Annotated in this window: 22 protein-coding genes and 2 tRNA genes; 12 read left to right on the top strand and 12 right to left on the bottom strand. The window is 69.8% G+C overall.

Features of this window, described 5'->3' with window-relative positions; all coding sequences use genetic code 11:
- Nucleotides 1-2 precede the first annotated feature (2 nt).
- Nucleotides 3-1232, top strand: coding sequence for a sugar efflux transporter (locus IEY33_RS09910; protein WP_229670912.1), 1230 nt, complete (start codon nucleotides 3-5; stop codon nucleotides 1230-1232).
- Nucleotides 1233-1322: 90 nt separating this feature from the next.
- Here IEY33_RS09910 and IEY33_RS09905 read toward each other — a convergent pair.
- Together IEY33_RS09905 and IEY33_RS09900 are read right to left on the bottom strand one after the other, a co-directional pair.
- Nucleotides 1323-1397 (bottom strand) — tRNA-Val (locus IEY33_RS09905).
- Nucleotides 1398-1473: 76 nt separating this feature from the next.
- Nucleotides 1474-2910, bottom strand: coding sequence for an amidase family protein (locus IEY33_RS09900; RefSeq protein WP_188962920.1), 1437 nt, complete (start codon nucleotides 2908-2910; stop codon nucleotides 1474-1476).
- A gap of 54 nt (nucleotides 2911-2964) precedes the next feature.
- On the opposite strand from IEY33_RS09900, the gene IEY33_RS09895 reads away from it, so the two are divergent.
- Complete coding sequence (locus IEY33_RS09895; protein ID WP_188962917.1) at nucleotides 2965-3810, top strand: prephenate dehydratase; 846 nt, start codon at nucleotides 2965-2967, stop codon at nucleotides 3808-3810.
- Nucleotides 3811-3895: 85 nt separating this feature from the next.
- Here IEY33_RS09895 and IEY33_RS09890 read toward each other — a convergent pair whose 3' ends face one another.
- Both IEY33_RS09890 and IEY33_RS09885 read right to left on the bottom strand, forming a co-directional pair.
- Nucleotides 3896-4621: a metallophosphoesterase gene (locus IEY33_RS09890; protein WP_188962914.1), complete on the bottom strand. Its 726-nt coding sequence runs from the start codon at nucleotides 4619-4621 to the stop codon at nucleotides 3896-3898.
- Between the two features lie 88 nt (nucleotides 4622-4709).
- Nucleotides 4710-4786, bottom strand: a tRNA-Pro gene (locus IEY33_RS09885).
- A gap of 85 nt (nucleotides 4787-4871) precedes the next feature.
- Here IEY33_RS09885 and IEY33_RS09880 point away from each other — a divergent pair.
- Complete coding sequence (locus IEY33_RS09880; protein ID WP_188962911.1) at nucleotides 4872-5828, top strand: ADP-ribose pyrophosphatase; 957 nt, start codon at nucleotides 4872-4874, stop codon at nucleotides 5826-5828.
- Between the two features lie 4 nt (nucleotides 5829-5832).
- On the opposite strand, the gene nadE is transcribed toward IEY33_RS09880, so the two are convergent.
- Nucleotides 5833-6669, bottom strand: coding sequence for an NAD(+) synthase (gene nadE / locus IEY33_RS09875; protein ID WP_188962909.1), 837 nt, complete (start codon nucleotides 6667-6669; stop codon nucleotides 5833-5835).
- Between the two features lie 93 nt (nucleotides 6670-6762).
- On the opposite strand from nadE, the gene IEY33_RS09870 reads away from it, so the two are divergent.
- Nucleotides 6763-8280: a nicotinate phosphoribosyltransferase gene (locus IEY33_RS09870; protein WP_268238826.1), complete on the top strand. Its 1518-nt coding sequence runs from the start codon at nucleotides 6763-6765 to the stop codon at nucleotides 8278-8280.
- Nucleotides 8281-8326: 46 nt separating this feature from the next.
- The gene (locus IEY33_RS09865; protein WP_188962907.1) at nucleotides 8327-9787 is read left to right on the top strand and encodes an MBL fold metallo-hydrolase RNA specificity domain-containing protein; all 1461 of its coding nucleotides are present in this window, start codon (nucleotides 8327-8329) and stop codon (nucleotides 9785-9787) included.
- A gap of 257 nt (nucleotides 9788-10044) precedes the next feature.
- On the opposite strand, the gene IEY33_RS09860 is transcribed toward IEY33_RS09865, so the two are convergent.
- On the bottom strand, nucleotides 10045-10608 hold the full coding sequence (locus IEY33_RS09860) for a 3'-5' exonuclease (RefSeq protein WP_188962904.1): 564 nt from the start codon (nucleotides 10606-10608) through the stop codon (nucleotides 10045-10047).
- Between the two features lie 266 nt (nucleotides 10609-10874).
- Between IEY33_RS09860 and gatB the strand changes: the two genes are divergently transcribed.
- Nucleotides 10875-12314, top strand: coding sequence for an Asp-tRNA(Asn)/Glu-tRNA(Gln) amidotransferase subunit GatB (gene gatB, locus IEY33_RS09855; RefSeq protein WP_188962902.1), 1440 nt, complete (start codon nucleotides 10875-10877; stop codon nucleotides 12312-12314).
- A 4-nt stretch (nucleotides 12315-12318) separates the two neighbouring features.
- A complete protein-coding gene (locus IEY33_RS09850; RefSeq protein ID WP_188962899.1) occupies nucleotides 12319-12960 on the top strand; it encodes a hypothetical protein in 642 nt (213 codons plus the stop codon).
- A 72-nt stretch (nucleotides 12961-13032) separates the two neighbouring features.
- On the opposite strand, the gene IEY33_RS09845 is transcribed toward IEY33_RS09850, so the two are convergent.
- Nucleotides 13033-13788 carry an SDR family NAD(P)-dependent oxidoreductase gene (locus tag IEY33_RS09845; protein ID WP_188962896.1) on the bottom strand — a complete coding sequence of 252 codons (756 nt, stop codon included), beginning with the start codon at nucleotides 13786-13788 and terminating at the stop codon, nucleotides 13033-13035.
- 308 nt (nucleotides 13789-14096) lie between these two features.
- Nucleotides 14097-15965 carry an ATP-dependent zinc metalloprotease FtsH gene (ftsH, locus tag IEY33_RS09840; RefSeq protein WP_188962893.1) on the bottom strand — a complete coding sequence of 623 codons (1869 nt, stop codon included), beginning with the start codon at nucleotides 15963-15965 and terminating at the stop codon, nucleotides 14097-14099.
- Nucleotides 15966-16296: 331 nt separating this feature from the next.
- Between ftsH and IEY33_RS09835 the strand changes: the two genes are divergently transcribed.
- Nucleotides 16297-17781, top strand: coding sequence for a tetratricopeptide repeat protein (locus IEY33_RS09835; protein ID WP_188962891.1), 1485 nt, complete (start codon nucleotides 16297-16299; stop codon nucleotides 17779-17781).
- Between the two features lie 208 nt (nucleotides 17782-17989).
- Here IEY33_RS09835 and IEY33_RS09830 read toward each other — a convergent pair whose 3' ends face one another.
- Genes IEY33_RS09830 through IEY33_RS09815 form a run of 4 tightly spaced genes read right to left on the bottom strand, consistent with a single transcriptional unit; the run spans nucleotide 17990 to nucleotide 20012 of the window.
- Nucleotides 17990-18367 carry a hypothetical protein gene (locus IEY33_RS09830; protein ID WP_188962888.1) on the bottom strand — a complete coding sequence of 126 codons (378 nt, stop codon included), beginning with the start codon at nucleotides 18365-18367 and terminating at the stop codon, nucleotides 17990-17992.
- Complete coding sequence (locus IEY33_RS09825) at nucleotides 18364-18600, bottom strand: hypothetical protein (RefSeq protein WP_188962886.1); 237 nt, start codon at nucleotides 18598-18600, stop codon at nucleotides 18364-18366. Before IEY33_RS09825 ends, IEY33_RS09830 begins: the two co-directional genes overlap by 4 nt.
- 53 nt (nucleotides 18601-18653) lie before the next feature.
- Nucleotides 18654-19475 carry a 3-methyl-2-oxobutanoate hydroxymethyltransferase gene (panB, locus tag IEY33_RS09820; RefSeq protein WP_188962884.1) on the bottom strand — a complete coding sequence of 274 codons (822 nt, stop codon included), beginning with the start codon at nucleotides 19473-19475 and terminating at the stop codon, nucleotides 18654-18656.
- Nucleotides 19476-19532: 57 nt separating this feature from the next.
- Nucleotides 19533-20012 carry a DUF420 domain-containing protein gene (locus IEY33_RS09815; protein ID WP_188962881.1) on the bottom strand — a complete coding sequence of 160 codons (480 nt, stop codon included), beginning with the start codon at nucleotides 20010-20012 and terminating at the stop codon, nucleotides 19533-19535.
- 231 nt (nucleotides 20013-20243) lie between these two features.
- Here IEY33_RS09815 and IEY33_RS09810 point away from each other — a divergent pair, with 231 nt between their 5' ends.
- From IEY33_RS09810 to IEY33_RS09795, 4 genes are all read left to right on the top strand, one after another.
- Nucleotides 20244-21263 (top strand): COX15/CtaA family protein, encoded by a 1020-nt coding sequence (locus IEY33_RS09810; protein ID WP_373288043.1) that lies wholly within the window; start codon nucleotides 20244-20246, stop codon nucleotides 21261-21263.
- A complete protein-coding gene (locus IEY33_RS09805; RefSeq protein WP_188962878.1) occupies nucleotides 21260-22171 on the top strand; it encodes a heme o synthase in 912 nt (303 codons plus the stop codon). The genes IEY33_RS09810 and IEY33_RS09805 overlap by 4 nt, the downstream gene beginning before the upstream one ends.
- Before the next feature lie 153 nt (nucleotides 22172-22324).
- Complete coding sequence (gene coxB / locus IEY33_RS09800) at nucleotides 22325-23449, top strand: cytochrome c oxidase subunit II (protein WP_373288039.1); 1125 nt, start codon at nucleotides 22325-22327, stop codon at nucleotides 23447-23449.
- Nucleotides 23450-23477: 28 nt separating this feature from the next.
- Nucleotides 23478-25910, top strand: a complete 2433-nt coding sequence (locus tag IEY33_RS09795; RefSeq protein ID WP_188962876.1) for a cbb3-type cytochrome c oxidase subunit I — start codon at nucleotides 23478-23480, stop codon at nucleotides 25908-25910.
- Nucleotides 25911-25954: the final 44 nt, after the last annotated feature.

The raw sequence follows: 25954 nt of genomic DNA, 5'->3' as shown, positions 1-25954 counted from the left end.
CCTTGACGCCCGGCACCGCCGCCCCCACCTCCGCCCTCGCGCGCCTGCGCGCCCTGCCGCACGCGGGCAGCATGGCCTGCGCCGTGCTGCTCATCGGGCTCGCCAGTTCCCTCACCGCGCCGTACCTGCCGCTGTTCGGCGCGCAGGTGGCGCACATGTCCCCCTTCGCGCTCGGCGCGTTCATGACGCTCCTCGCGCTGAGCAGCATCGTGGTCAGCCTGCAGCTCGGGCGCGTCTCGGACCGGCTCCCCAGCCGCAAACCCGTCGTGCTGCTCACCGCCGCCGCCGCCACGGCCGGTTACGTGCTCCTCACCACCACCACCAGCTACGCCCTGCTGTGCGTCATCGCCGCCGTGTTCCTCGGGACCGGCGCGGCCTCCTTCCCGCAGCTGTTCGCGTTCACGCGCACCCGCTTCGGGGACGTACCGCCCGCCCTCGCCGAGCAGGGCCTCACCACCCTGCGGTCCGTGTTCTCGCTCGCGTGGGTGGTCGGGCCGGGCGTCGGCGCGGCCGTGCAGGGCACGCTCGGCTTCCACGGCCTGTTCCTGATGACGGCCGCCCTCTACGCCGCGGCGGGCATCGTCGTCCTGCGCTCCGGCGCGGGCACGAGCACCCGCACGGCCCCCCCGCCGGTCCAGGCCGCACCCGCACCCGCCCCCACCGGCCGCCCGCCCGTCTGGGCCGTCGTGAGCAGCTTCATCCTGTATGGCACGAGCATGTCCATGGGCTTCATCGCCCTCCCGCTGTACGTCACGCTCGACCTGCACCTGCCGCGCAGCGACGTGGGCCTGCTCGTCGGCCTGTGCGCCCTGCTGGAGATTCCCGTCATGCTCAGCTTCGTGTTCCTGCAGCGCCGCGCCACGCACCAGACCCTGATCGTGTTCGCGTTCGGACTGTTCACCGTGTACTTCCTGACGATGGCCCTCTCGAACACCCTCACGCCCATGCTCCTCGCGCAGATCGTGCGGGCCGTCGTGATCGCCATCGCCGCCAGCCTCGGCATGGCGTACTTCCAGGACCTCCTGCCCGGACGCATCGGCGCCGCCACCACCCTGTTCGTCAACACCACCAGCGTCGGCTCCGTCATCTCCGGCCTCGTGTCGGGCAGCGTCGCGCAGGCGTACGGGTACCGCGCCGTCTTCGTCCTCTGCGCCGTCCTCACGGCGGGCGCGTGGCTGCTGCTGCTCCTCACCGCCCGCCACGCCCGCCGCACCGCGCCCCTGAATGCCTGAGACTGAGACCAGGTTAAGCTGAACACGAGGCCGCCGTGCATGAGGAAGGCGGCGCACCGGACGAAATCGGTGGGCCGCCTGCTATTCGTGTGGTGGGCGGTGAGGGATTCGAACCCCCGACCCGTCGCGTGTAAAGCGAAAGCTCTACCGCTGAGCTAACCGCCCCACCTGCCCGTGCCTGCGCCAGAGCCTTCAGAGTGTAGTCGCTGCGTGCGGGGCGGGTCAAGGTGGGGGTGCGGAATCACTCGCCGCTGCCGGTGGGGCTGGCGGGGTCCGGGGCGGGGTGCCAGCCGCCGAGGCGGTCGTGCAGGTCGGCGGCGAGCGACAGGAGGCGCGCGTCGCTCCAGGCGGGGCCGCAGAGCTGCAGGCCGAGCGGGACGCCGTCCACGAGGCCAACGGGAACGTTGACGCTGGGGTACCCGGCTTTCGCGCCGATGCTGGCGCCGCTGAGGCGCGGGAAGAGGACGGCGTCGAAGGGGGGTCCGGCCGGGTCGAAGAGCGGGTCGAGGCCCCGGTCGCGGCTGAGGTGCAGGTCGCGTTCGCGGGCGAGGGTGTAGGCGCGTTCGCTGAGGTCGCCGCGCGTGCCCTGCGCGGCCTGCAGGAGCGTCTGCCCATAGCGTTGCAGGCGTTCCGGGTCGGTGTCGCCCTGCTCGATCACGTCCGCAAGGGAGCGGGGGCCGTCCTGCACGGCGTGCAGGTAGGCGTCGAGGTCGTGCCGGAACTCGTACACGAGCACCTCGAGGTGCCAGCCGTCGAGTTCGGCGGCCGTGGCGAGCGGGGCGGGGTCGGTGACGTGCGCGCCTGCCGCCTGCAGGGTCTGCACGGCCGTTTCGAGGGCGGCGCGTTCGGGGTCGCTGAGGTGCTTCCAGTACCCTTCGCGGATCACGCCGATGCGGGCGCCCTGCAGCGCGGCGGGCGTGAGCGTGAAGTCGAGGGTGGGGGCGTCCGTGCAGGCGGGGTCGTGACCGTCGGCGCCCTGCAGGACGCCTGCGAGGAGGGCGACGTCGTGCGCGGTGCGGCCCATGGGTCCGGCGGTGTCCTGACTGTGCGCGATAGGGATGATGCCGGTGCGGGGGATGAGGCCCACGGTGGGTTTCAGGCCGATCAGGCCGTGCTGGTGGCTGGGCGAGAGGATGCTGCCGCTCGTCTCGGTGCCGATGGCGATGGGGGCGAGGCGGGCGGCGACGCCCGCGCCGCTGCCGCTGGAGCTGCCGCCGGTGTCGTGCCCGTCCCGCCAGGGGTTGACGGTCTGGCCGCCTTGGCTGCTGTAGCCGTTCGGCATGCCGAGCGTCATGAAGTTCGCCCATTCGGTCAGGTTGGCCTTCCCGATCACGACGGCGCCCGCCGCGCGGAGGCGCTGCACGAGCGGCGCGTCGCTCTTCGGCTGGTGCCGCGCGAGGAGGGCGCTCCCGGCGGTGGTGTGGAGGGGCGCGGCCGTGTCGATGTTGTCCTTGACGAGGACCGGCAGGCCGTGCAGCGGGCCGCGCGCGTGCGCAGGGAGGGCGTCGAGGGCGCGGGCCTGGTCCAGCGCGTCCGGATTGACTTCCAGCACGGCATGCAGGTGGGGGTTGAGGGCCGCGATCCGGGCGAGGTACGTGGCGGTGAGCGTCCCGGCCGTGAGTTCGCCGGTCTGCAGGAGCGGAAGGAGGGCCGTCACGTTCAGGCTCAGGATGTCCATTCAGGCAGGGTATCAGCGCGCCCCGCGCGGGAGTGCATGCGCTACCGTACTCGCATGACCGATGCCTCCCCCGCCCCCGTGACCGTCGCGTATCAGGGCAATCCCGGTGCTTACGGCGAGATTGCCGCGCTGAACGCGCACCCTGCTGCCGTGACGCGCGGGTACCCGACCTTTCACGAGGTGCTGGACGCCGTGACGCGCGGCGAGTGCGACCTGGGCGTGATTCCGGTGGAGAACAGCCTGATGGGCGCGATCCTGCAGGCGGTGGACCTGCTGCTGGAGACGGAGCTGCACGTGGTGCGTGAGGTGACGGTGCGGGTGAGTCACGCGATGATGGCGATGCCGGGCGTGCGGCTGCAGGACGTGAAGCGGGTGTACTCGCAGCAGCCGGCGCTGGATCAGTGCACGGGCTTCATCCGGGAGCATGCCCTGACGCCCGTGACGGCGCACGACACGGCGGGCAGCGCGAAGGACCTCGCGGCGCGCGGCAGTCTGGACGAGGGCGTGATCGCGTCGACGCGCGCGGCGGACCTGTACGGGCTGGAGGTGCTGTCGCGCGGCATCGAGGACGAGCCGTTCAACTTCACGCGTTTCATGGTGCTGTCGCGGCAGGAGCCCGTCCCGAGCGACGAGCCGCACAAGACGAGCGTGGTGTTCGCGGTGCGGCACACGCCGGGCTTCCTGCTGGAGACGCTGGCGGAACTGCGGGGCCTGAACCTGTCGAAGATCGAGTCTCGGCCGCGCAAGGACCGCGCGTGGAGTTACCTGATCTACATCGACATCGAGGGGGACGCGCGCGATCCGAAGGTGGCGCTGGCGCTGGCGGGCGTGCTGCGCAAGGCGAGCTTCGCGAAGATCATCGGGAGTTACCCGAGGGCCGTGGACGCCATCGAGCCCTGAACCGCGGGCAGGAAGGTGAACCTGCAGGTCGGCCCGCCCGGAGGAACGGCGGGCCGTTCTCGTGCCTTTCTCTGTGGCGGGGCGTTCAGTCGGGGGTGGCTTCGCCGCTCAGGTCGAGGATGAGTTTCGGGCGGAAGCCGAGGCCGTCGGCGGCGACGAGGTCGGTGGGAATGTCGCCCCAGTGCTGCAGGCTGCGCGAGACGGGCACGCCGTGCAGGTGACCGTACACCACGCGGTCCGGGCGGTGGCGGGCGATCAGGTCCGTGAACGCGGTCGGCGTGAAGTGCGGGCCGGTCGGCGGGTAATGCAGCATCAGCACGTGGTGCACGCCGGGCGTGCCCGCCCCGAGGCGCCGGGCGTGCTCCAGCGACAGGCGCAGGCGTTCCTGTTCGCGTTCGTAGATGCGGCGGTCCTCGTCCGTGAAGCTGTCCGGGCCGGGCGTGACCCAGCCGCGCGTGCCGGACACGACGACGTTCCCGACGCGCAGCGCGTCGTTCTGCACGGCGAGCATCCCGGCAGGCAGGGCCGCGCGGAGTTTGCCGATGGCGGGCCACCAGTAGTCGTGGTTGCCGCGCAGCAGCACCTTGCGTCCCGGCATGGCGGCCACGCGCGACAGGTCCTGCAGCGCCTCGGGGAGGCGCATGGCCCAGCTGAGGTCGCCGGGCAGCAGCACGAGGTCGTCCGGGTGGACGGTGTCCTGCCAGTGCTCGAAGATCGCGTCCGGATGCCCTGCCCAGTTCGGACCGAAGACGGTCATCGGCTTGGGGGCCGTGAAGGAGAGGTGCAGGTCGGCGATGGCGAATACGCGCATGGAGGCTCCGGAAGGCAGGATAGCAGTCGCCCGGCGGGCGCGGCAGGCGACAGAAAAAGGGCGGCCCTCCATGAGAGCCGCCCCAGCGTGGTCGGGGCGAGAGGATTTGAACCTCCGACCCCGTCGTCCCGAACGACGTGCGCTACCAAGCTGCGCTACGCCCCGAACCACTGCCCTGAAATCTCAGGTGCGTCACGGATGATAGCCGTGCCTCCGGGACCTGTCAAGGCTGGGCGCTAGACTCGGCGTCATGACTTCCTCTTCCCTGCCGCGCGTGGCGGTGCTGATCGGCCGGTTCGAGCCGCCCCACCGGGCGCACCTGCAGCTCATGCTGGAGGCGCTGGAGGGCGGCCGTGACCTCGTGGTGGTGCTGGGCAGCGCGAGGAGCGCCCGGACCGTCCGCAACCCGCTCAGCGACGCGCAGCGGGAGGCGCTGATCCGGGGGATGCTTGAGGGGGCGGGCGTGCCGCGCGGGCGGGTGCGGGTGGAGGCCGTGCCGGACGCGTACTACTTCCTGGCGGCGTGGGTGGAGCGGGTGCGGGCGGCGGTGGGGACGGCGCACGCGACACTCGCGGGCTTCGAGAAGGACGCGAGCAGCTTCTACCTGCGGCTGTTCCCGGAGTGGACGTTCACGCCGCCGCGGTTCGTGTCGCGGCTGAACGCGACGGACGTGCGCGAGGCGATGTATGGCGGCCGCTGGGACGACGTGGCGCGGGACGTGCCGCCGCAGGTGCTGGCGGGCCTGCGGGAGTTCGCGGGCACGCCCGAGTTCACGGAGCTGCTGGCGGACCGCCGCGCCCTGCACGTCCTGGCGGGGGCCGGGCCGCGCCGGACGCGGGGCGTGGTGCTGCGGCACGGCCCCGAGGTGCTGCTCGCCGTCCGGGACGAACGGCCGGGCCTGGGCCTGCACGCCATCCCGGAGGCGGACACGGCCGGGCGGGCGGCAGGGGCCGTGACGGACGACCCGGCCCTCACGGCGGACGTGCTGGCGGGCAGCGCCGTGCGGGCGCGGACGCTGGACAACCCGCAGCGCGTGCCGGGCGTGGACTGGGTGACGCACGCGACCCTGCACGACCTGCCGTTCCGGCCGGACGCGCGGCCGGGCGCGGCGTGGGTGGACGTGGAGACGCTCACGCGCGAGCCGTGGACGTACTTCGCGGATCACGCGCAGGGCGTGCGTGCCCTGCTGGAAGACTGGCCCGCCTGAAGGGTCAGGGCTGCGTCTGCCACCACGTGTCGAGCGGCGAGACGGGCATGGCGCGCTTGTGCCGCGTGACCGTGAACCACCGCTCGATGACGCTCGCCGCCTCGGCAGGCACGGCCATGCCTTCGAGGTAATCGTCGATCTGGGTGTACGTGACGCCGAGGGCCGCCTCGTCCGGCAGGCCGGGCCGGTCGTCCTCCAGGTCGGCGGTGGGCGTCTTGAGGTACAGGCGTTCCGGGGCGTTCAGGCTCTCGAGGAGCGCGCGGCCCTGGCGTTTGTTCAGCCCGACGAGCGGCGTGACGTCCACGCCGCCGTCCCCGTACTTGGTGTAGAAGCCCGTCACGGCCTCCGCCGCGTGGTCCGTGCCGACCACCAGCAGGTTCCGCTGCCCGGCCAGCGCGTACTGCAGCGCCATGCGTTCGCGCGCCTTGAGGTTCCCGCGCACGAAGTCCCGCAGCGGTTCGCCCAGGGCCGCCTGCACGCCCGCAGAGGCGGCATCCGTGGCTGGCCCGATGTTGAGCGTCACGACTTCCGGCGCGCCGATGAAGGTCAGGGCGAGCTGCGCGTCGTCCTCGTCGGCCTGCACGTGGTGCGGGAGGCGCACGGCCACGAAGGTGTACCCTTCCCCCGGCGCGTCCGCGTTGAGTTCCTGCACGGCCAGTGTGCACAGGCGCCCGGTGAGGCTGGAGTCCTGCCCGCCGGAAATGCCGAGCACGAAGCCGCGCGCGGGCGTGCCCTGCAGGTACGCCTTCAGGAAGTCCACGCGGCGGCGCACCTCCTGCTCGGGCCGGATGGTGGGCTGCACGCCGAGTTCGGCGACGATACGGGCCTGGAGATCGGTCATGCCGTCAGTGTGCCACGCGTGCCACACGCCGGTCCGTGACGGGCGGCACGGCCCGCCCTGCCGCCCGTGCACCCGGTGGCGCATAGTGGTGGGGTGAGTTCGCCCGCCGCGTCCGCCCCTGTTCACAATCACCTCTCGCCGCTCCTGACGGACCTGTACCAGCTCACGATGCTGCACGGGTACTGGCGAAACGGCATGCACGCGCAGACGGCCGTGTTCGACGTGTACTACCGCCGCAACCCCTACGAGGGCGGGTACGGCGTGTGGGCGGGCCTGGAACCCATGCTGGAGTACGTGCTGGGCCTGCACTTCGACGAGGGTGCACTCCGGTACCTCGCGGGCCTGGACCTCTTCGAGACGGCGTTTCTGGACGCGCTGCGCGGGTGGCGCTTCACGGGCCGCATCGAGAGCTTCCCGGAGGGGTCGGTGGTGTTCCCGCACGAACCGCTGCTGACCGTCACGGCGCCCCTCTGGGAGGCGCAGCTGATCGAGACGGCGCTGCTGAACACCCTGAACTTCCAGACGCTGATCGCCACGAAGGCCGCGCGCTGCGTGTCCGTCATGGACGGCGGGACGCTCGTGGAGTTCGGCACGCGCCGCGCGCAGGGACCGGACGGAGCGCTCGGCGCGGCCCGCGCGGCCTTCATCGGTGGGGCCGCCGCGACCAGCAACGTGCTGGCCGGGCAGCTGTACGGCCTGCCGGTGGTGGGCACGCACGCGCACGCGTGGGTGGAGAGCTTTCCGGACGAACTGACCGCCTTCCGCGCGTACGCGGACCTGCACCCGGACAGCACCACCCTGCTGCTCGACACGGTCAGCACGCTGGAGAGCGGCCTGCCGAACGCCATCACGGTCGCGCGGGAACTGCGGGCGCGCGGGCACGAACTGCGCGCCGTGCGGCTCGACTCCGGCGACCTCGCGTACCTGTCGCGGCGCGTGCGGGCCGCGCTGGACGCGGCGGGCTTCCCGGAGGTGAAGGTCATGGCGTCCAACGACCTGTCCGAGAACGTCATCCAGAGCGTCATCCGGGAGGGCGGGCGGCTCGACATCTACGCGGTCGGCACGCAGCTCGTGACGGGCGGCGGGCCGGGCGGCGGCGCGCTCGGCGGGGTGTACAAACTCGCGGAACTCGGCGGCCAGCCCCGCCTGAAACTCACGGGCGACCCCAGCAAGACCAGCCTGCCCGGCGCGAAACGCGTGTGGCGCGGCACCGGCACGGACGGCGAGCAGGCCGGACAGTACGGCTGGGACGTGATCGGCCTCGCGGGCGACCCCGCCGCGCCCCGCGCGGGGCAGCGCGTCAGCGACCCCGCCAACCCCCTCAAGAGCAGCCGCCTGCCCGCCAACCTCGACTGGCACGACCCCAGGACCGTGTTCGTGGAGGGCGGCGAGCGCGTCACGCCGCCCTCCACCCTGCCGCAGGTGCAGGCGCGCGCCCGCACCGAACTGCGGCGCCTGCCGGAAGGCACGCTGCGCCTCCTGAACCCGCACACGTACCGCGTGAGCCTCACCGCGCCCCTGCAGGCCAGCCGGGACGCCCTGATCGCCGCCCTGCAGGGCCAAGACGTGCCCGCCCCCACCCCCGGCCCGGACGGCACGCCCGGAACCTGAAGAAAGCTGTCAGGACCGCGCACGAACACGCACCGTACACTGGGCCATGCACCTACAGAGCATCGGGGCCGCCGAGACCGTCACCGGCAGCGGGCATTACCTGGAACTGGGCGGCCTGCGCCTCCTCGTCGACTGCGGCCTGTTCCAGGGAGACGACGAACTCGAAGCCCGCAACCGCGAGCCCTTCCCCTTCGACCCCGCCAGCCTCGACGCGGTCCTGCTCACGCACGCGCACCTCGACCACGTCGGGCGGCTGCCGCTGCTGTACAAGCGCGGCTACCGCGGCCCGGTGCTCTGCACGCCCCCCACCGCCGCCCTGATCGGCACGGTCCTCCTCGACAGCGCCCGCCTGCAGCTCGAAAGCTACAGCCGTGACCTCCGCTGGGCCCGCCGCGCCGGGCACGACGAACAGGCCATCCCCGACCCCCTCTACGACGAGGAAGACGTCCACAACACCCTCGCGCTCCTGCGCCCGCAGCTGGAATTCGGGGAGACGTTCACGCTCGGCCGGCTGCGCGTCCGCACCGAACGCGCCGGACACATCCTCGGCAGCGCCTTCCTGCTGCTCGAAGCGGGCGGGGAACGCATGCTGTTCTCCGGCGACCTCGGCAACCGCGAGAGCGGCCTGCAGCGCGACTTCACGCTCCCCCAGGAAGCGGACGCCGTCCTCATCGAAACGACGTACGCCGACCGCACGCACCGCCCCCTGACCGAAACCGTGCAGGAATTCGCGCAGGTCCTCGCGCAGAGCGTCCGGCTGGGCGGCAAGATCCTCATCCCCAGCTTCGCCATCGAACGCACCCAGGTCATCCTGTACACCCTGAAACGCCTCATGGACTCCGGCGCCGTGCCCCGCATCCCCGTCTTCCTCGACTCCCCCATGGCCGCCCGCGCCACCAACGAGTACTTCGAGTACGGCGACGAACTCATCCCCGAAGTCCGCGACCTGCTGCGCAGCGGCGACGACCCCTTCCGGCCCAGCACGCTGCACGTCGTCACGACCAGCCAGGAATCCCAGCGCCTCAACCGCTACGACGGGTCCGCCATCATCCTCGCCGGCAACGGCATGATGACCGGCGGCCGCATCCAGCATCACCTCAAGCACCAGCTGTGGAAACCCAGCACCAGCCTCGTGATCGTCAGTTACCAGAGCCCCAGCAGCCTCGGCGGCCGCATCGTGGAAGGCGCCAGGGAAGTCCGCATCATGGGCGAAGAGATCGCCGTCAAAGCCCAGGTGCACACCATCGGCGGCTTCTCCGCCCACGCCGACCAGGACGACCTGCTCGCCTGGCTCGACGCGACCGGCGACGCCCGCATCTGGCTCGTGCACGGCGAAGTGAACGTCATGCAGACCTTCCTCGGGGTGCTCGACGCCCGTGGCCGCACCGCCAACATCATGCCCAGAGGACAGGCGGTCGACCCCGTCCACACCCGCTTCCCCGGCGGCCGCCCCCCGGGACTGGAGAACGGACCGGCCAGAGCGGCACGGGCCGAGGCCGGGGAATAGAGGGCCTGATACAGTTTCGAGCCGAACTTTTGGAGTTCAGCCGAGCGAAGCGAGCATCAACAAGTACGGTTTTGAGGAGGTGAAAGGGGTGTCGGTGCTCTCCCCGGCATCCCTGAAATCGGATCAAAACCGTACGGGCCCCTCCCTGTTCGCCCCCTGCGCCTGAACAGCAAACCGCGCAGCCCGAACCAGACGTCCCGAAGTCACGACCGTCGTTCGGGCGTCTGCCCGTGCGGATGACACGTTTACATGACCGGTTAGCCCGCTCCTGCCCGCGCCAGTTCCATCAGCTTCACGTACACCTTCGCGGTGGCCTGGGCGTCCTCCAGGGCGTCGTGCGCGCCGTACTCCACCCCGAAGTGCTTCGCCAGCTGCTCCAGCGGCGTGCCCACCGAGCGCGGCAGCAGACCCGCGTGAATCAGGAACTGCGCGCTGAGTTTGGTGTCCGCGTACCCGCGCCGGAACACGCCGTACAGGTCCGGCATGAGGCGGCGCATGAAGCCCAGGTCGAAGGAGAAGTTGTGGCCGCCCAGCATCACGCGTCCGAGCGGCGCGGCGTACTCGCGGATGGCCTGCGCGACAGCGTCCGGCGGGAGGGCGTCCGCGTGGTGCGCGACCAGATCGATGCCCGTCACGGCCAGCGCCTCCGCCCGGACCGTATACGTGTCGTGCCGGACCTTCAGGTGCAGCGGGCGGCTCAGGACGCCCTCCGTCAGCGTCACGAGCCCCACCGTCAGCAGCGGGAAGACGGCCGGGTCGGTGCCGCCCGTCTCGGTGTCGAGGAACACGATGGGCTGCACGGGCGCGGACTGGGCTGGCATGCCCCACAGTATCGGCACGCGCGGGCCGCCCGTGTGCCGGGAACGCTGACCGCCGCTTCATCAACCACGCGCCCCTCCTGCCGGACGCCCGCCGCGCATCCCCGGTTGCTTCTGGCCCTGTCGTCGGGGACGGCCCCTCCTCTTTCCAGATGCCTACTGCGCGTCTCCGGTTGCTTCTGGCCCTGTCGTCGGGGGCGGCCCCTCCTCTTTCCAGATGCCTACTGCGCGTCTCTGGTTGCTTCTGGCGCATGTCCTATACTCGCTGCATGTCTGTTCCTGCCTCCCCCACCGATCTTCAGGCCGTGATCGGGCTGGAAGTTCACCTGCACCTGAACACCCGCACCAAGATCTTCAGTGCGGCCAGCACCGACTACTTCGGGCAGGAGCCGAACACCTTCACGGACCCGCTGACGCTGGGCCTGCCCGGCACGCTGCCCACCCTGAACGCCCGGGCCGTGGATCTCGCGATCATGTTCGGGCTGGCGCTCGGGTGCGACGTGTCGGGCTTCACGCAGTTCCACCGCAAGAACTACTTCTACCCGGACGCGCCCAAGAACTTCCAGCTGTCGCAGTACGACCGGCCCATCGCGCGCAACGGGGCGGTCATGGTGGACGGCGAGCGGATCGGGATCACGCGCGCGCACCTGGAGGACGACGCCGGGAAACTCATGCACCCGCTGTACGCGCCGTACAGCCTGCTGGACCTGAACCGGGCGGGCATGCCGCTCATCGAGATGGTGACGGAACCGGAACTGCGCTCACCGGAACAGGCGCGCAAGTTCCTGACGCTGATCCGGGCGGTGGCGCAGTCGCTGGGCGTGTCCGAAGCGAACCCCGAGGAGGGCCAGATGCGCTGTGACGTGAACGTGTCCGTGCACCGGCCCGGCACGCCGTTCGGCACGAAGGTCGAGGTGAAGAACCTCAACTCGTTCCGCAGCGTGCAGCGGGCGCTGGAGTATGAGATCGCGCGGCAGACGCGTGTACTGCAGGCGGGCGGGACGATCACGCAGGACACGATGGGCTGGGACGACGGCGGCGGGCGGACCTTCGTGATGCGCACGAAGGAGGGCGAGGCGGACTACCGGTACTTCCCGGAGCCGGACCTGCCTCCGCTGGACATCACGCCCGAGTGGATCGAGCGCGTGCGGGCGCAGATGCCGGAACTGCCGGACCGGAAGCGCGAGCGGTACGTCGCGGCGGGCCTGCGCGAAGCGGACGCCGACGCAATCAGCGTGGACGTGCCGCAGAGCCGCTTCCTGGACGCCGCGCTGCGGCACGACCCGAAGCTGCACGTGCAGAAGCTCGCGAACTGGCTGCTGACGGACGTGGCCGGCTGGCTGGCCGCGCGTGAACAGTCGCTCACGGCGAGCCACCTGACGCCGGAGCACCTGGCGTCCCTGGTGGGGCTGGTCGAGGCGGGCGGCATCAGCGGCAAGATGGCGAAGGACCTGCTGCCGGAAGTGATGGAGGGCGCCGACCCGGCCGCGCTGGTGCAGGAGCGCGGGCTGAGCGTCGTGACGGACACGGCCGCCATCGAGGCCGCCGTGGACGCCGCGATGGCCGCGAACCCGGCGGCAGTGGAGCAGGTGCGGGCCGGGAACCTGAAGGCCGCGAACGCCCTGTTCGGGCCGGTCATGAAGGCCATGAACGGGCAGGCGGGACCGGACGTGGTGCGTCAGGTCCTGAACGCGCGGCTGGGCCTGTGACGCGGTGCTGACGCCCAGCACCGCGCCGACGCTCGCGCTGGCGGGCCTGTGGCTGCGCGCCGCGAGTCTCGCCGCGCTGGCCGCGTACACCACCACGAACAGCGGGCTGGGCCTGTGGCTGCCGCTCGTGGACCTCGTGGCGTCCACGGTGCTGCTGGCCCTCTGGACGCCACTCATGGGCCGCGTGCTGCGCGGCGGGGTGGTCCTCACCACGGACCCGCTCCGCACGGCCGTCAGCATGCTGTACCCGTGGGTGATCGCCTTCGAGGGCACGCTGTGGCTGCTGTTCACGTTCCTGCCCGCCGTGGCGGGCGTGTACCCCGTCAATCCCGTCGCGTCCACCGTGCAGGTGACGGTGTCGGGCGTCGGGATTCTCGTGAGCTTCCTGGCGTACCTGTGGAGCGTGCGCTTCATGGTCAACCCGGCCGACACGGCGGGCCGGTCCTCGCTGGTGGACGTGGCGAACCTCGCGGCGGCCCTCGCGGCCGCGCAGGCGGTCCTGACGGTCGTGCCGCTCGGCGGGATGCCCGCCCAGACGCTCGCCAGTCAGGTCCTGTACACCGGTGCGAACGTCATCGAGGCCGCGTCATGGCTGCTGCTGCGCTGGGCACTCCTCAGTGCAGCCCGGACGGAACGCCCGGACTGACGGCCGGGCCAGCCGTACGCGTTCCACCTGGACTGAACACGAAGACGCCGCGGGATTCAACCGGAACCCGGGTCAGATGGCGGGCATGACGTTGCCGCCGGACACGGAGATGAACTGCCCGGAGATGAACGCGGCGAGGTCCGACGCCAGGAACGCCACGAGGTTCGCCACGTCCTGATCCGTCCCGCGCCGCCGGAGCGGCACGCCTTCCCGGTACGCGCTGGCGGTGTCGTCGTCGGACACGTCCTCGCTGATCATCCAGCCGGGCGCGACCTGATTGACCGTCACCTGCTGCGGCCCGACCTCGCGCGCCAGGACGCGGAGCACGCCGTCCATGCCGCGCTTCCCGGCCACGTACGCGGCCTGGGTGGGGGTGTTCTGCAGGCTGCACTCGGTGTTGATGCCGATCACGCGGCCCCACCCGCGCGCCTGCATGGCAGGCACGAAGGTCTGCGCCATCAGGACGTTGTGCAGCACGCTCGACCGGAACTGCCCCTCGAAATCGTGCGGGGACTGCTGCAGAACGGACGTCCACGCGAACTGGATGACGGCGTTGTTCACGATGATGTCGGGATCGCCCAGCTGCGCGTTCACGGCGTCCCGCATGGCGCGCACGTCGGCAGGGAGGGTCACGTCGGCCTGCACGGCGTGTGCGCGCACGCCCGTCGCGCGCAATTCGGTGACGAGCCCCTCGGCGCCCTCGCGGTTGCGGTGGTAGTGGACGGCGACGTCCGCGCCGCAGCGGGCGAGGGTGCGGCACATGACGCGCCCCAGCTGCCCGGAGCCGCCCGTGACGAGGGCAAGTCGGCCATGCAGATCGATATTCATGCCGCTCATGGTAAGCGTCTCCCTGCAGGGTTTCCGCTCTGACGGGCGAGAAGAGGTCCGTCCCGGCTGCACGGCAGCGCCCCCGCCCGGCCGGTGGGCCTGAACGGGGGCGTGTCCTCGACCGGGCCGCCGGTGAAGGCGGGGGGCAGTCTGGCGGGATCACACAACATTGAGCTGAACTCTTGGAGTTCAGCCGAGCGGAACGCGAAGCCGCCGCCCGGCCGCGAGAGCCAACAGGTACGGTTTGGAGGAGATGGAAGGGATGCCGGAAAGAGCACTGGCATCCCTGGAATCGGATCGAAACCGTATCAGTTCTTGTTGAGGCTGACGGGGTTGGCGAGTTCGGGGTTCACGCGGGCGACCGCGTCACGCACGACGTCGCCCGTGATGAGTTCCTGGCTGAGCAGGGCGTCCGCGACGTCCGTCATGGCCTGACGGTACTCGGTGACGAGGGCCTTGGCGCGCTCGAAGGCGCGGTACAGGATGCGTTTCACGTCCTCGTCCACCAGCTGCGCGGTGTGCTCGCTGAAGGCCTTGGGGCGGGACATGTCCTCGCCGAGGAAGACGGGGCCGGACTCGGTGCTGAGCGCCATGTTCTTGAAGTTGTCGCCCATGCCCCACTCGAGCACCATCTTGCGGGCGATGTTGGTGGCCTTGCGGAAGTCGTCGGCGGCGCCGCTCGTGACGCTCCCGATGAAGACCTCTTCGGCGGCGCGTCCGCCGAGCGCGACCACGAGCTGGTTCTCGAGGCGTTCCTTGCTCATCAGCACCTGCTCCTCGGGAAGGTAGAACGCGGCGCCGAGTGCGCGGCCGCGCGGGATGATGCTGACCTTCTGGAGCTTGTCGCTGCCGGGGATGACGGCGGCCGTGACGGCGTGCCCGGCCTCGTGGAAGGCGATGGCGCGCTTCTCCTCGTCGCGGATGGTGAGGGAGCTGTTCTCCAGACCGAGCGTGATCTTGTCGAGCGCGCGGTAGAAGTCGCTCATGTCGATCTGCGTCTTGCTGATGCGGGCCGCTTCGAGGGCCGCCTCGTTCACGATGTTCTTGAGGTCCGCGCCGCTGAAGTACGGGGTGCTCTTGGCGATTTCGGGCACGTCCACGCCGCTGCTGAGGGGCTTGCCGCGCAGGTGCACGCCGAGGATCGCTTCGCGTTCCTTGAGGTTCGGCAGGTCGATGGTGACCTGACGGTCGAAGCGGCCGGGGCGCAGCAGGGCGGAGTCGAGCACGTCGGGGCGGTTGGTGGCGGCCAGGATGATGATGCTGGCGCCCTTCTCGAAGCCGTCCATCTCGGACAGGATCTGGTTGAGGGTCTGTTCGCGCTCGTCGTGCCCGCCGCCGATACCGGCACCACGCTTGCGGCCGATGCTGTCGATCTCGTCGATGAAGATGATGGCGGGCGCGCTCTTACGGGCGTCCTCGAAGAGGGTGCGGACGCGGCTCGCGCCGACGCCGACGAACATCTCCATGAACTCGCTGGCGGACACGCTGAAGAACGGCACGTCGGCCTCGCCGGACACGGCGCGCGCCATGAGGGTCTTGCCGGTGCCGGGAGGGCCGACGAGCAGCACGCCCTTGGGGATTTCCGCGCCGATCGCGTGGTACTTGGCGGGGTTCTTGAGGAAGTCGACGACCTCCACGAGTTCCTTCTTCGCCTCGTCGTGCCCGGCGACGTCCGCGAACTTGGTGCTGACGCGGTTCTCCTTGCCGTAGCGCTTGGCGCGGCTCTGGCCGAACTGCATCACACCGTTCTGGCCGCCCTGCGCGCGCATGAAGATGAACACGAACAGGCCCACCATCAGCAGCACGGGGAGCAGGCTCACGAGGAGATTCAGCCACTGGCTGGGCACCTCGTAGCGCACCTGGACGCCCTGGCGGCTCAGGTCGGCCTGCAGGGTGTTGTCGGGCGTGGCGAGGTTGTTGGGGAGGCGCACCTGGAATTCCTTCAGGCTGCGCGTCTGGGTGGCGTTCCCGACGATGACGGGGACGCTGGTCTGGGTTTTGAGGTCGACGGTGGCGGTGCTCTCGGAGATGACGACCTGTTCGACCTGGCCATTGGCGACCAGAGTCTTGAAGGTGTTGTAGTTGACCTTCGCTGATCCGCCCAGCGGTGCGGCGGTGAACATCAGGTAGAGGGCCACCACGAAGAGCAGGATGAGCCAGGGATTGAAACGCTTCAAGGGGTTCCTCCAGGGAAGTACAGACGGTGTCCGGTATGCTCAGGGCGGCTCTGGCACGCGCGCGGTCCGGGCCGGGCGCGCGGTGGTGGCCGGACTGGTCAGCCCAGGTAACTTGAGTGTACCGCACTCAAGGTTAGGGGGAGTAGTGCCGCACACATCTGGCCTTGAGCTTGCGCTTAACCGTGCGGCCCCCACCCTTCCCGCCCCTGCCTGATGCTGCCCTGCCTTATGCTGAAGGGCGAATGATACGCCTCCCCTCCCAGACCATCCCTTCCGGCACGCGGCCGGATGCTGCGCTTGCATCAACGGCAGGCCCTCACCAGGGGCGTGCATGATCGACCCGCTCACCACCTGGCAGCAGGTGACGGACGCCCTCTCCGGCCCCGCCCAGCCCGGCACCGATGCCGCGCAGGCCGCGCCGCAGGAGGACTTCGACACGGCGTTCAGCGTGCTGGACCTCGCCATCGAGGAGGCCGACCGGCAGCGGCAGCCCGCAGCGTCGCGCGCCGAACTGCGCCTGTACCTCGCGAGCCTGCACGCCCTGTACGGCGACGTCGCCAGCGACGAGACGCAGCTCACGCTGGCCGAAGCCGCGCGCCTCTCTCCGGACGTGCGCGAACAGCCGCTGTTCCTCGCGCTCAGCGCCGAGCTGGACGCGCGTCTGCGCGGTCCGGAAGCCACGTACCCGGACGTGCGCGCCGTGCACGGCGACCCGCTCAGCCGCTTCCACACCATGTCGGCCCTCGCGCTCGCGGACCGCTGGCAGGAGGCGCTGGACGTGCACCTGCCGGTGCAGGACCTGCCCGCGCACCTCGGCTGGCGACTGCGCAGCTGGCAGGCGGACTGCGAGGAGAACCTCGGGCACACCGAGGCGGCCCTGCACCTGTACGCCGAAGCGGCCCGCCTCGCGCGCGGCGTGTCGCGCGCCAGCATGCTGCAGGAACAGGCGGCGCTGCACCTGCAGCTCGGCCAGCCGATGGAGGCGGCCGCCATCCTCGAACGCGCCCGGACGCTGTACCCGGACCTCGGTGACCTGAGCGGCACGCTCGACCCGGACGCCACGGCGGGCGCGCTGGGCCTCGCCAGCTGGCATTACCTGATGGCGCAGGCGCTGCTCAATCAGGATCAGACGGACGCGGCCCTGGAACGCATTCAGGAAGCGGACCGGCTGGAGCGGCTCGCGGGCGATCCGAGCTACGGCGTGGCCCTCGTGTACGGACAGGTGCTCGTCGCGCAGGCACGCCAGTCGGACGCCATCCCGCACTTCGATCAGGCGCTCGCCCTGGCCGGTCCCGAGGACCGCCCGTACGCCCTGCACGAACTGGGCGTCGCGTTCCTCGACCTGGACCGTCCGCTGGACGCCCGCGACCGCCTGGAAAGCGCCGCGAACGTCGCCGACTACCCGTTCGTGCCGGAAGTGCTGGCCGACATCGCCGAGGCCGAGTACCGCCTCGGTCGGCTTCAGGAGGCGCAGACGACCGCCGAACTCGCCCTCGCGCAGGGCGCGGTGGTCCCGGCCAGCCTGGTGCTCGGCAGCGTCGAGATGGACTACTACCACCTCGACGAGGCGCTCGACCATTACCTGCGCGTCTCGCGCGAGGCCGCGCCCGGCACGCGCGACTGGGTGACGGCCGAACAGATGGCGGCCGACATCATGGCGCAGCAGGGCTACCCGGACCCGACCGCCGCGTACCTGCACGCGCAGCAGGCGCTGGAGTACACCGACCCCAGCGACGACTGGTACGGGACGCTGCAGGAGCACCTGACTCGTGCCGAGACGCTGATCGGCACGCACAAGGGCCGCACCCTGAACTGATACGGTTTTGATCCGATTCCAGGGATGCCGGGAACAGCACCGACATCCCTTCCACCTCCTCAAAACCGTACTTTTTGGTGCTCGCTTCGCTCGGCTGAACTCCAAAAGTTCAGCTCAAAACCGTATGACCCGGCCGGGTGCGGAAAGATGAGGGCGGCGGGACCGGACGCACGACGTGCCCGGTCCCGCCGCCCGTGCGGCCCTGCCGTCAGTCGAGCGGCTGGAACGTGAGGGTCAGGGCGCGGCCCGCCGCGAGTTCCTCCCACTGGAGGCGCTCGTACTCGGTCAGGTCCGTCACGAGGGCCGGGCCGCCCTTCCCGGCCTCGGTGCGCCACTCGCGCGTGCCGAGCGCCTCCGCCCAGGCGCGGGCGGCCGGGCCGGAGGGGTCCAGGCGGTACCGGCCGGGGCGGGCGGCCGCGTCGAGGGCCAGCCGGTACGGGTACGCCACGTCGCGGCGGTCGCGGTCGTTCAGGCTGGGGCCGCTCACGCGGTCCGACACGCTGAACAGCATGCCGAGCGCGCCGAGGTTGAAGCTCGGGCGGATCTTCTTGCGGGTGACGGTCCAGCGCGTGACGTTGATGTTCATGGGTTGGGGCCTTTCAGGGCCTTCACGGCCCGGTGCAGGGTGCGGCGCGACTCTTCGTTGAAGGGGTCGAGGAGGGACGGTGTGGCCGTGCCGTCCTGCCGGTCACGCGGCTCGTACTGGAGGATGCCCGAGTGGACGAGCAGCTGGCCGAAACGCTGATCGGGGTAGCGCTCGACGAGGGCGCTCAGGAGCTTCACGAGTTCGCGGTTGTCGTCCTGCCGGGCTGCGGTCATGCGGGTCTCCAGGGGATCGGGTCCAGGGTGGGTGGGGTGACGTGGCCCTGCCTTCAGTAGAGTTTGTCAAGCACGTCGTCCTTGATGACGAAGCTGTTCTCGCGGGCGGGGAACTGTCCGCCGCGCACCTCGGCGGCGTAGTCGCGGATGGCCTGCGTGGAGAGCGCGCCGATCTCGGCGTAGCGTTTGGCGATCTTCTTCTGTTCGCCTTCGTAGATGCCGAGCAGGTCGTGCGTGACGAGCACCTGTCCTTTGCAGTGCGGTCCGGCGCCGATGCCGATGGTGGGGATGTGCAGGCGTTCGGTGACGATGCGGGCGAGGCGGGCGGGGATGACTTCCAGCACGACGGCGAACGCCCCGGCGTCCTGCACGTCCTGCGCGGCCTTGAGGACCTGCCGTGCGCCTTCCTCGTCGCGGCCCTGCACTTTCATGCCGCCCTGCGCGGTGGCGGTCTGGGGGAGGAGGCCGACGTGGGCCATGACGGGCACGCCGTTGCGGGACAGGGTGGCGGTCGCCTGGAGGACTTCAGGGGAGCTGCCTTCCATCTTGACGGCGTCCGCGCCGGTCTGCTGGATGATCTGCACGGCGTTGCGCATGGCGTCGGTGACGCCGGTGTGGTACGTGCCGAAGGGCATGTCGACCACCAGGAAGGTGTCCGGCGCGCCCCGGCGGGCGGCGCGGCCGTGGTGGATGACGTCGCCGAGCGTGACGGGCGCGGTGCTGTCGTAGCCGAGGACGACGTTGCCGAGGCTGTCCCCGACGAGGATGAGGTCCACGCCGGCGTTCTGGGCGTGGACGGCGCCGGGGTAGTCGTACGCGGTGACCATCACGAGGGGTGAGGTGGCCGCCGTGATCTGCGGAACCGTGAGTTTCATACGTGCAGGGTAGTGGATGCGGGCGGCGTCTGGGCGCGTGGGCGGTTCACGGGCCGCTCAGCCTTTCACGGCGCCGAAGCGTTCCAGGGCCACGTAGATGATCCAGCCGGTCACGGCGACGTACAGCCAGACGGGGACCGTCCAGCGCACCCACGCGCGGTGCCGGGCGAAGAGGGCGGCGGCGGCGGGCACCTCTTGGATGCGGGCGAGCGATCCGGCGGCGATGCGGCCCTTCCAGGCGTACCACAGGGCGACGAGGGCGAGCGGGACGTTGAGGGCGGCCATGAGGGTGTGCGTGGCGAGCAGCACGAGGTACCACGTGCGCCATTCGGCCGGGCCGACCCAGGTCTTGGTATACCCGATGGCGACCTTGGAGAGGTAGAAGACCAGGAAGAGGACGGCGAGGCTGGTGGCGGTCAGCATGGCGCGCATGTGCGCCTCGCGGTTGCCGCGCCGGATGAGGACGACGCCCGTGACGAGCGCGAGTCCGCTCAGGACAATCGTGATGACAGAGGCCGTCGCTAAGAGTTCACCCATTTCGGTTCAGTGTAGGGGGTGGGGGGCGGGCGCATCAGAGTCAAAGGTCACGGCCGCCCGCGCACGGTGTCCGTACCGCGCGGAGGACAGTGCGGCGGGCGTGGGGACAATCGTACGGGAGGGTCGCCGCTGCAGGCCGTTAGAATCGGGGTGAATGAGTGCCGTGAGAAGACCCGCCTGCCGGGTCGTACGCTGGGCAGAGACAACCGGAGGTGGTGTGGTGTGAATGGGGTGCTTGAAGGCCAGAAGCTGCGGCCTGAAGACCGGACGGCCGGGACGGGCGTTCCGGCGGGCCGACTGTTGACGTGGCTGGCGTGGAGTGCGCTGGCGTACAACGTCCTCGTGATCCTGTGGGGCGCGTTCGTGCGCATCAGCGGGGCGGGTGCCGGGTGCGGCGCGCACTGGCCGCTGTGCAACGGGGTGGCCGTGCCGGTCTCTCCGACGCTGAACACCGTGATCGAGTTCTCGCACCGGCTCACGAGCGGCGTGTCGGGCCTGCTGGCGGTCGCGCTGCTGGGCCTGGCGCTGCTGCGCAGCCCGAAGGGGCATCCGGTGCGGACGGGCGCGGTCCTGTCGCTGCTGCTGATCGTCTTCGAGGGGCTGGTGGGCGGCGTGCAGGTGCTGCTGGGCCTCACGGCGACCAGCACCAACCCGGCGCGTGGGTTCGTGCAGGGCGTGCACCTCGCGAACACCTTCGCGCTACTGGGCGCGCTGCTGCTGACGGCCGTGTGGGCGTCCGGCGGGCCGCGCCTGCGGCTGCGCGGGCAGGGCCGCGTGGGCTGGCTGTCGGCGGTGGCGATCGTCAGCATGCTGCTGCTCGGGATGGCGGGCGCCGTGACGGCGCTCGGGGACCTGCTGTTCACGCCGACCGGCATGACGCCGCTCGACACGGTCCGGCAGGATTTCTCGCTCAGCGCCACGCTCATCCAGAACCTGCGGGTGCTGCACCCCACCCTGGCGCTCGGCGTGTCCGCGTACCTGATCTGGTTCGCGGCTCAGGTCGCGGGCCGTGAGGGCAGCGGGCGTGCCCTGCAGCCGCGCCGCTGGAAGGTCGCGCTGCACGCGCTGGTGGGCCTGCAGATCGTGGCGGGCGTGCTGAACGTGGCGCTCAAGGCGCCCGGCTGGATGCAGCTGCTGCACCTGTTCCTGGCGTGCCTGATGTGGCTGGCGGTCGTGATGCTGTGCTACACGGCCATGACGGCCCGTCCCGAGCCGCACGGCGCGGCTGTCCCGGCGGGGGTGGGCGCGTGACGGCCGCTCCTGTCGCGGCCCGCACGCGCGCGTCGTGGCGCGATTACCTCGCGCTCACCAAGCCGAAGGTCATCTCGCTGCTGCTGTTCACGACCGTCACGGCGATGTTCATGGCGCAGCGCGGCTGGCCGGGCCTGACGCTGCTGATCGTGGTGTCGCTCGCCGGGTACGCGTCGGCCGGGTCGGCGGGCGTCTTCAACATGGTCATCGACCGCGACATCGACCTGAAGATGGCGCGCACCGCGAAACGCCCCACCTCCAGCGGATTGATCGGCACGCGGGAAGCCTCGATGTTCGGCGCGGCCCTGCAGCTGCTGTCCTTCCTGGCGCTGTGGGTGTGGGCGACGCCGCTCGCCGCGTGGATGAGCCTCGCGGGCTTCGTGACGTACGTGGGCGTGTACACGCTGTGGCTCAAGCGCCGCACGTGGCACAACATCGTGCTGGGCGGCGCGGCCGGCTGCTTCCCTCCGCTGGTCGGCTGGGCGGCCGTGACGGGCGACCTGAACCTGTTCGCGTGGTTCCTGTTCGCGATCATCTTCTTCTGGACGCCCGCGCACTTCTGGGCGCTGGCGATCATGATCAAGGAGGAGTACCGCGAGGTGGGCATCCCGATGCTGCCCGTCATTCACGGCGACCGGCTGACGGTGGCGCAGGTGTGGCTGTACAGCATCTACACCGTGGTGCTGAGCGTCCTGCCCTGGACCTTCCACGAGGTCAGCTGGATTTATCTCGCGGTGGCGCTGCTGTCCGGCGCGTGGCTGCTGCGCCTCGCGTGGCGGCTGTACCGGCCCGTCATGGCGGGGCAGGTCGCGACCCGCAAGATGGCGGTGCCGCTGTACCTGTACAGCATGCTGTACCTCGCGGTGCTGTTCCTGGCGGGCGCCGTGGACCGCGTGCTGCTCGTGTGAGCGGCGCGGCAGGTGTGACACGGGACGGCATTTCTTTGTAAGCTGTCCCCCGAACAGAGACCGCCCGGCACGTCCGGGCACCTTCAGCGGGACTTCATTCCCATCCGTCTGCGCCCAGATGCGCTTAAACTGTGACTGAAAAGTAAGAAAGGAGTGAAGTTGAACACCCTACCCCGCCCTACCTTCAGCCGTCTGGCCCTGCGTGCCGTGACGCCCCTGGCCTCACTCGCCCTGGGCAGCGTCGCGTTCGCCGATCAGACCCTCAGCATCGGCGACATGCACTCGTCCTACAACCGCAACATCTGGTGGATGAGCGTCGCCGTGATCGTCATGGCCATCCTGATCTTCATCGGGGTGAGCTACGCGCTGTTCTACACGGTCAACAAGTTCCGTGAGGACAAGCACACGGCCGAACCGGACCAGTTCCACGGCAACAACCGCCTGGAAACGATCCTGATCGTCGTGCCCGTCATCATCGTGACCATCATCACGATCCTCGCGGCGCGCACCATGGCGATCGTGAACCCCACCCCCAAGGACGCGCTGCACGTCAACGTGACCGGCGCGCAGTTCTGGTGGGCCTTCGAGTACCCCGGCTCGCCCATCCAGGGCGGCACCGGCACCGTCACGAACGGCAACGAGCTCGTCATTCCCGCGGGGCGTCAGATCGCCATCACCGTGACGGCCAAGGACGTCATCCACGCGTTCTGGGCGCCGAACCTCGGCGGTCAGCGCGACGCGATCCCCGGCAGCAAGAAGACCTTCCAGATCGACACCGACCAGCCCGGCGTGTACCAGGGCAACTGCACCCTGCTGTGCGGCGCCAGCCACGCCAACATGCGCTTCAAGGTCGTCGCGCTGCCCGAAGCGCAGTACAACGCCTTCATCAGCGCCGCGCAGGCCTACAAGGCCCCCGCGCCCGCCACGCCCAGCGAGCAGGCCGGGTACAACATCTTCATGCAGGGCAAGGCGAGCGCCGGTGCGGCCGCGTGCGCCAGCTGCCACCGCATTCAGGGCACGCCCGCCGCGGGCGCCGTCGGCCCGGACCTCAGCTACTTCGGCAGCCGCAACACCCTCGGCGCGGGCCGCTGGGAAGGCGAGCAGGCCAAAGCCATGCTGAAGCCCTGGATCAAGAACAGTGCCGCCGTCAAGCCCGGCAGCCTGATGCCCGCCTACGAGAAGCTCAGCGATCAGGACCTCACGGACCTGCAGGCCTACCTGGACACCCTGAAGCTGCCCGCCGAGGCCAGTTACTGGGGCAAGGTTCCCGTCCGCTAACCCCCGCCTGGAACACTAAGGAGCAACAATGGCTGTACAGATTCCAACCCAGGCCCAGTCCCAGCGTCCCAAGGCGCTGTCGGTCCTGCTCGACTACATGACCACCACCGATCACAAGAAGATCGGCATCCTGTACATCGTCACGAGCATCGTCGCCTTCGCCATCGCGGGCATGCTCGCCGTGGCGCTGCGCATCCAGCTGGCCGTACCGAACAACACCTTCCTGGTCGGCAACACCTACAACCAGGTGCTGACGCTGCACGCCGCCGTCATGATCTTCTTCTTCCTGATTCCCATCGGCCTGTTCGGCTTCGGGAACTACTTCCTGCCGCTGCAGCTCGGCGTGCGCGACGTGGCCCTGCCGCGCGTGAACACCTTCGCGGTATGGGGCTTCATCTTCAGCCTGGTGCTCGTGATCGTCGCCATGCTCAACGGCGGCGCGCCCGGCGTCGGCTGGACCTTCTACTACCCGCTGTCCGTGGACGCCAACCAGACCGGCGTGGCCGTCCTGATGGTGGCCCTCATCATCAACGGCATCTCTTCGCTGCTCGGCAGCGCGAACTTCGCGGCGACCATCATCAACATGCGCGCGCCCGGCATGAGCCTCTGGAAGATGCCGATCTTCGCGTGGAGCATCTTCGCGACCAGCATGCTGCAGCTGGTGTCCCTGGGCGGCCTGACCGCCGCGGCCCTCGTGACGTTCCTCGAACTGAAGATGGGCCTCAGCATGTTCAACCCAGGCATCGGCGGCGTGCCCGTCCTGATGCAGCAGTTCTTCTGGTTCTACTCGCACCCCGCCGTGTACGTCATGCTGCTCCCCTACCTGGGCATCGGCGCGGAGATCGCCAGCACCATGGCCCGCAAGCCGCTCTTCGGGTACCGCGTCATGGTCTACTCGCTGCTCGGCATCGTGCTGGTCAGCCTGCTGGTGTGGCTGCACCACATGTTCGCGCTCGGCATTCCCGAGTCCTGGCAGATCGCGTTCATGGTCGCCACCATGATCGTGGCCGTGCCGACCGGCGTGAAGATCTTCAACCTGATCGGCACGCTCTGGGGCGGCCGCATCATCATGAAGACGCCCACGTACTGGCTGATCGGCTTCATCTTCAACTTCCTGATCGGCGGGATCACCGGCATGAGCCTCGGCATGATTCCCTTCGACTACCAGGTCACCATGAGTTACTACGTCGTGGCGCACTTCCACAACGTCATGATGTTCGGCACGGCCTTCCTCGCGATGGGCGGCATCTACTACTGGTGGCCCAAGATGACGGGCCGCTTCCTGAACGAGAAACTGGGCCTCGCGCACTTCTGGTTCTTCATGGTCGGCAGCTGGATGACCTTCCTGCCGCAGTACATCCTCGGTCTGCTCGGCATGCCGCGCCGCTACTACACGTACCCTGACGGCAACTTCGCCTGGAACGAACTGAACCTCGTGTCCACCTTCGGCGCGCTGCTGCTGCTCGTCGGCGGCATCATCTGGGTCTGGAACATGTTCCAGAGCTTCCAGCGTCCCATCACGGCCAGCGCCAACCCCTGGGGCGGCTTCACGCTCGAATGGACGGCCGCCAGCCCCCCCGCCGACTACAACTTCGCGCACGACTTCCCCAAGACCTTCCCCACCGAACGCCCCCTGTACGACTGGGAGCAGAGCGGCACCAAACTCAAGCCTGTCGACCCGGCCAGCATTCACCTGCCGGTCAGCAGCTGGGGTCCCTTCATCACGGCCGTCGCGCTGCTCCTGATGGGCTGGGGCATCTCCTTCGGCTGGTTCACCGGGTACCACCCGCAGAACACGCCCGCCCCGCAGCTGAGCGCCACCATCCTGCTGTACATCAGCATCCCGCTGTTCCTGTTCGGCATGTTCAAGTGGGCCGGCACCCGTGAGTACGACGTGCCCGTCGAGCACCACACGCTCACCAAGTACGACAACGGCTTCATGGGCATGGCGTGGTTCATCCTCTCGGAAATCAGCCTGTTCGGCGTGCTGATCGCCGGGTACGTGTACCTGCGCGTCACCGGTCACGCCGAGCCGCCCGCCATGCGCCCCAACATCTGGCTCGCGGCGCTCAACACCCTGATCCTCGTCAGCAGCAGCTTCGTGATCCACCGCGCCGAGCAGGACCAGCACCACCACCGCATGACGCGCGCCCGCCTGGGCCTGTTCATCGTGCTCGTGATGGGCGCCCTGTTCATGCTGTTCCAGATCTACGAGTTCTCGCTCTTCGGCAAGGAGAGCAACTGGACGCAGAACCTGTGGCAGTCGTGCTTCTTCATCATCGTCGGCCTGCACGGCCTGCACATCCTGATCGGCGGGACGGGCGTCGCCCTCCCCTACTTCCAGGCCATGACCGGCAAGCTCGACAAGACCAACCACGGCTCCCTCACGCCCGCCAGCCTGTACTGGCACCTCGTGGACGTGGTGTGGCTCCTGATCATCGCGATCTTCTACATCTGGTAAACCGCGCACGCCGAACCGCGCCCACCCCGAACAGGGTGGGCGCG

It is taken from the genome of Deinococcus aquiradiocola, assembly GCF_014646915.1.
Classification (GTDB): domain Bacteria; phylum Deinococcota; class Deinococci; order Deinococcales; family Deinococcaceae; genus Deinococcus; species Deinococcus aquiradiocola.
This window is presented reverse-complemented; position numbering and strand designations above follow the sequence as displayed.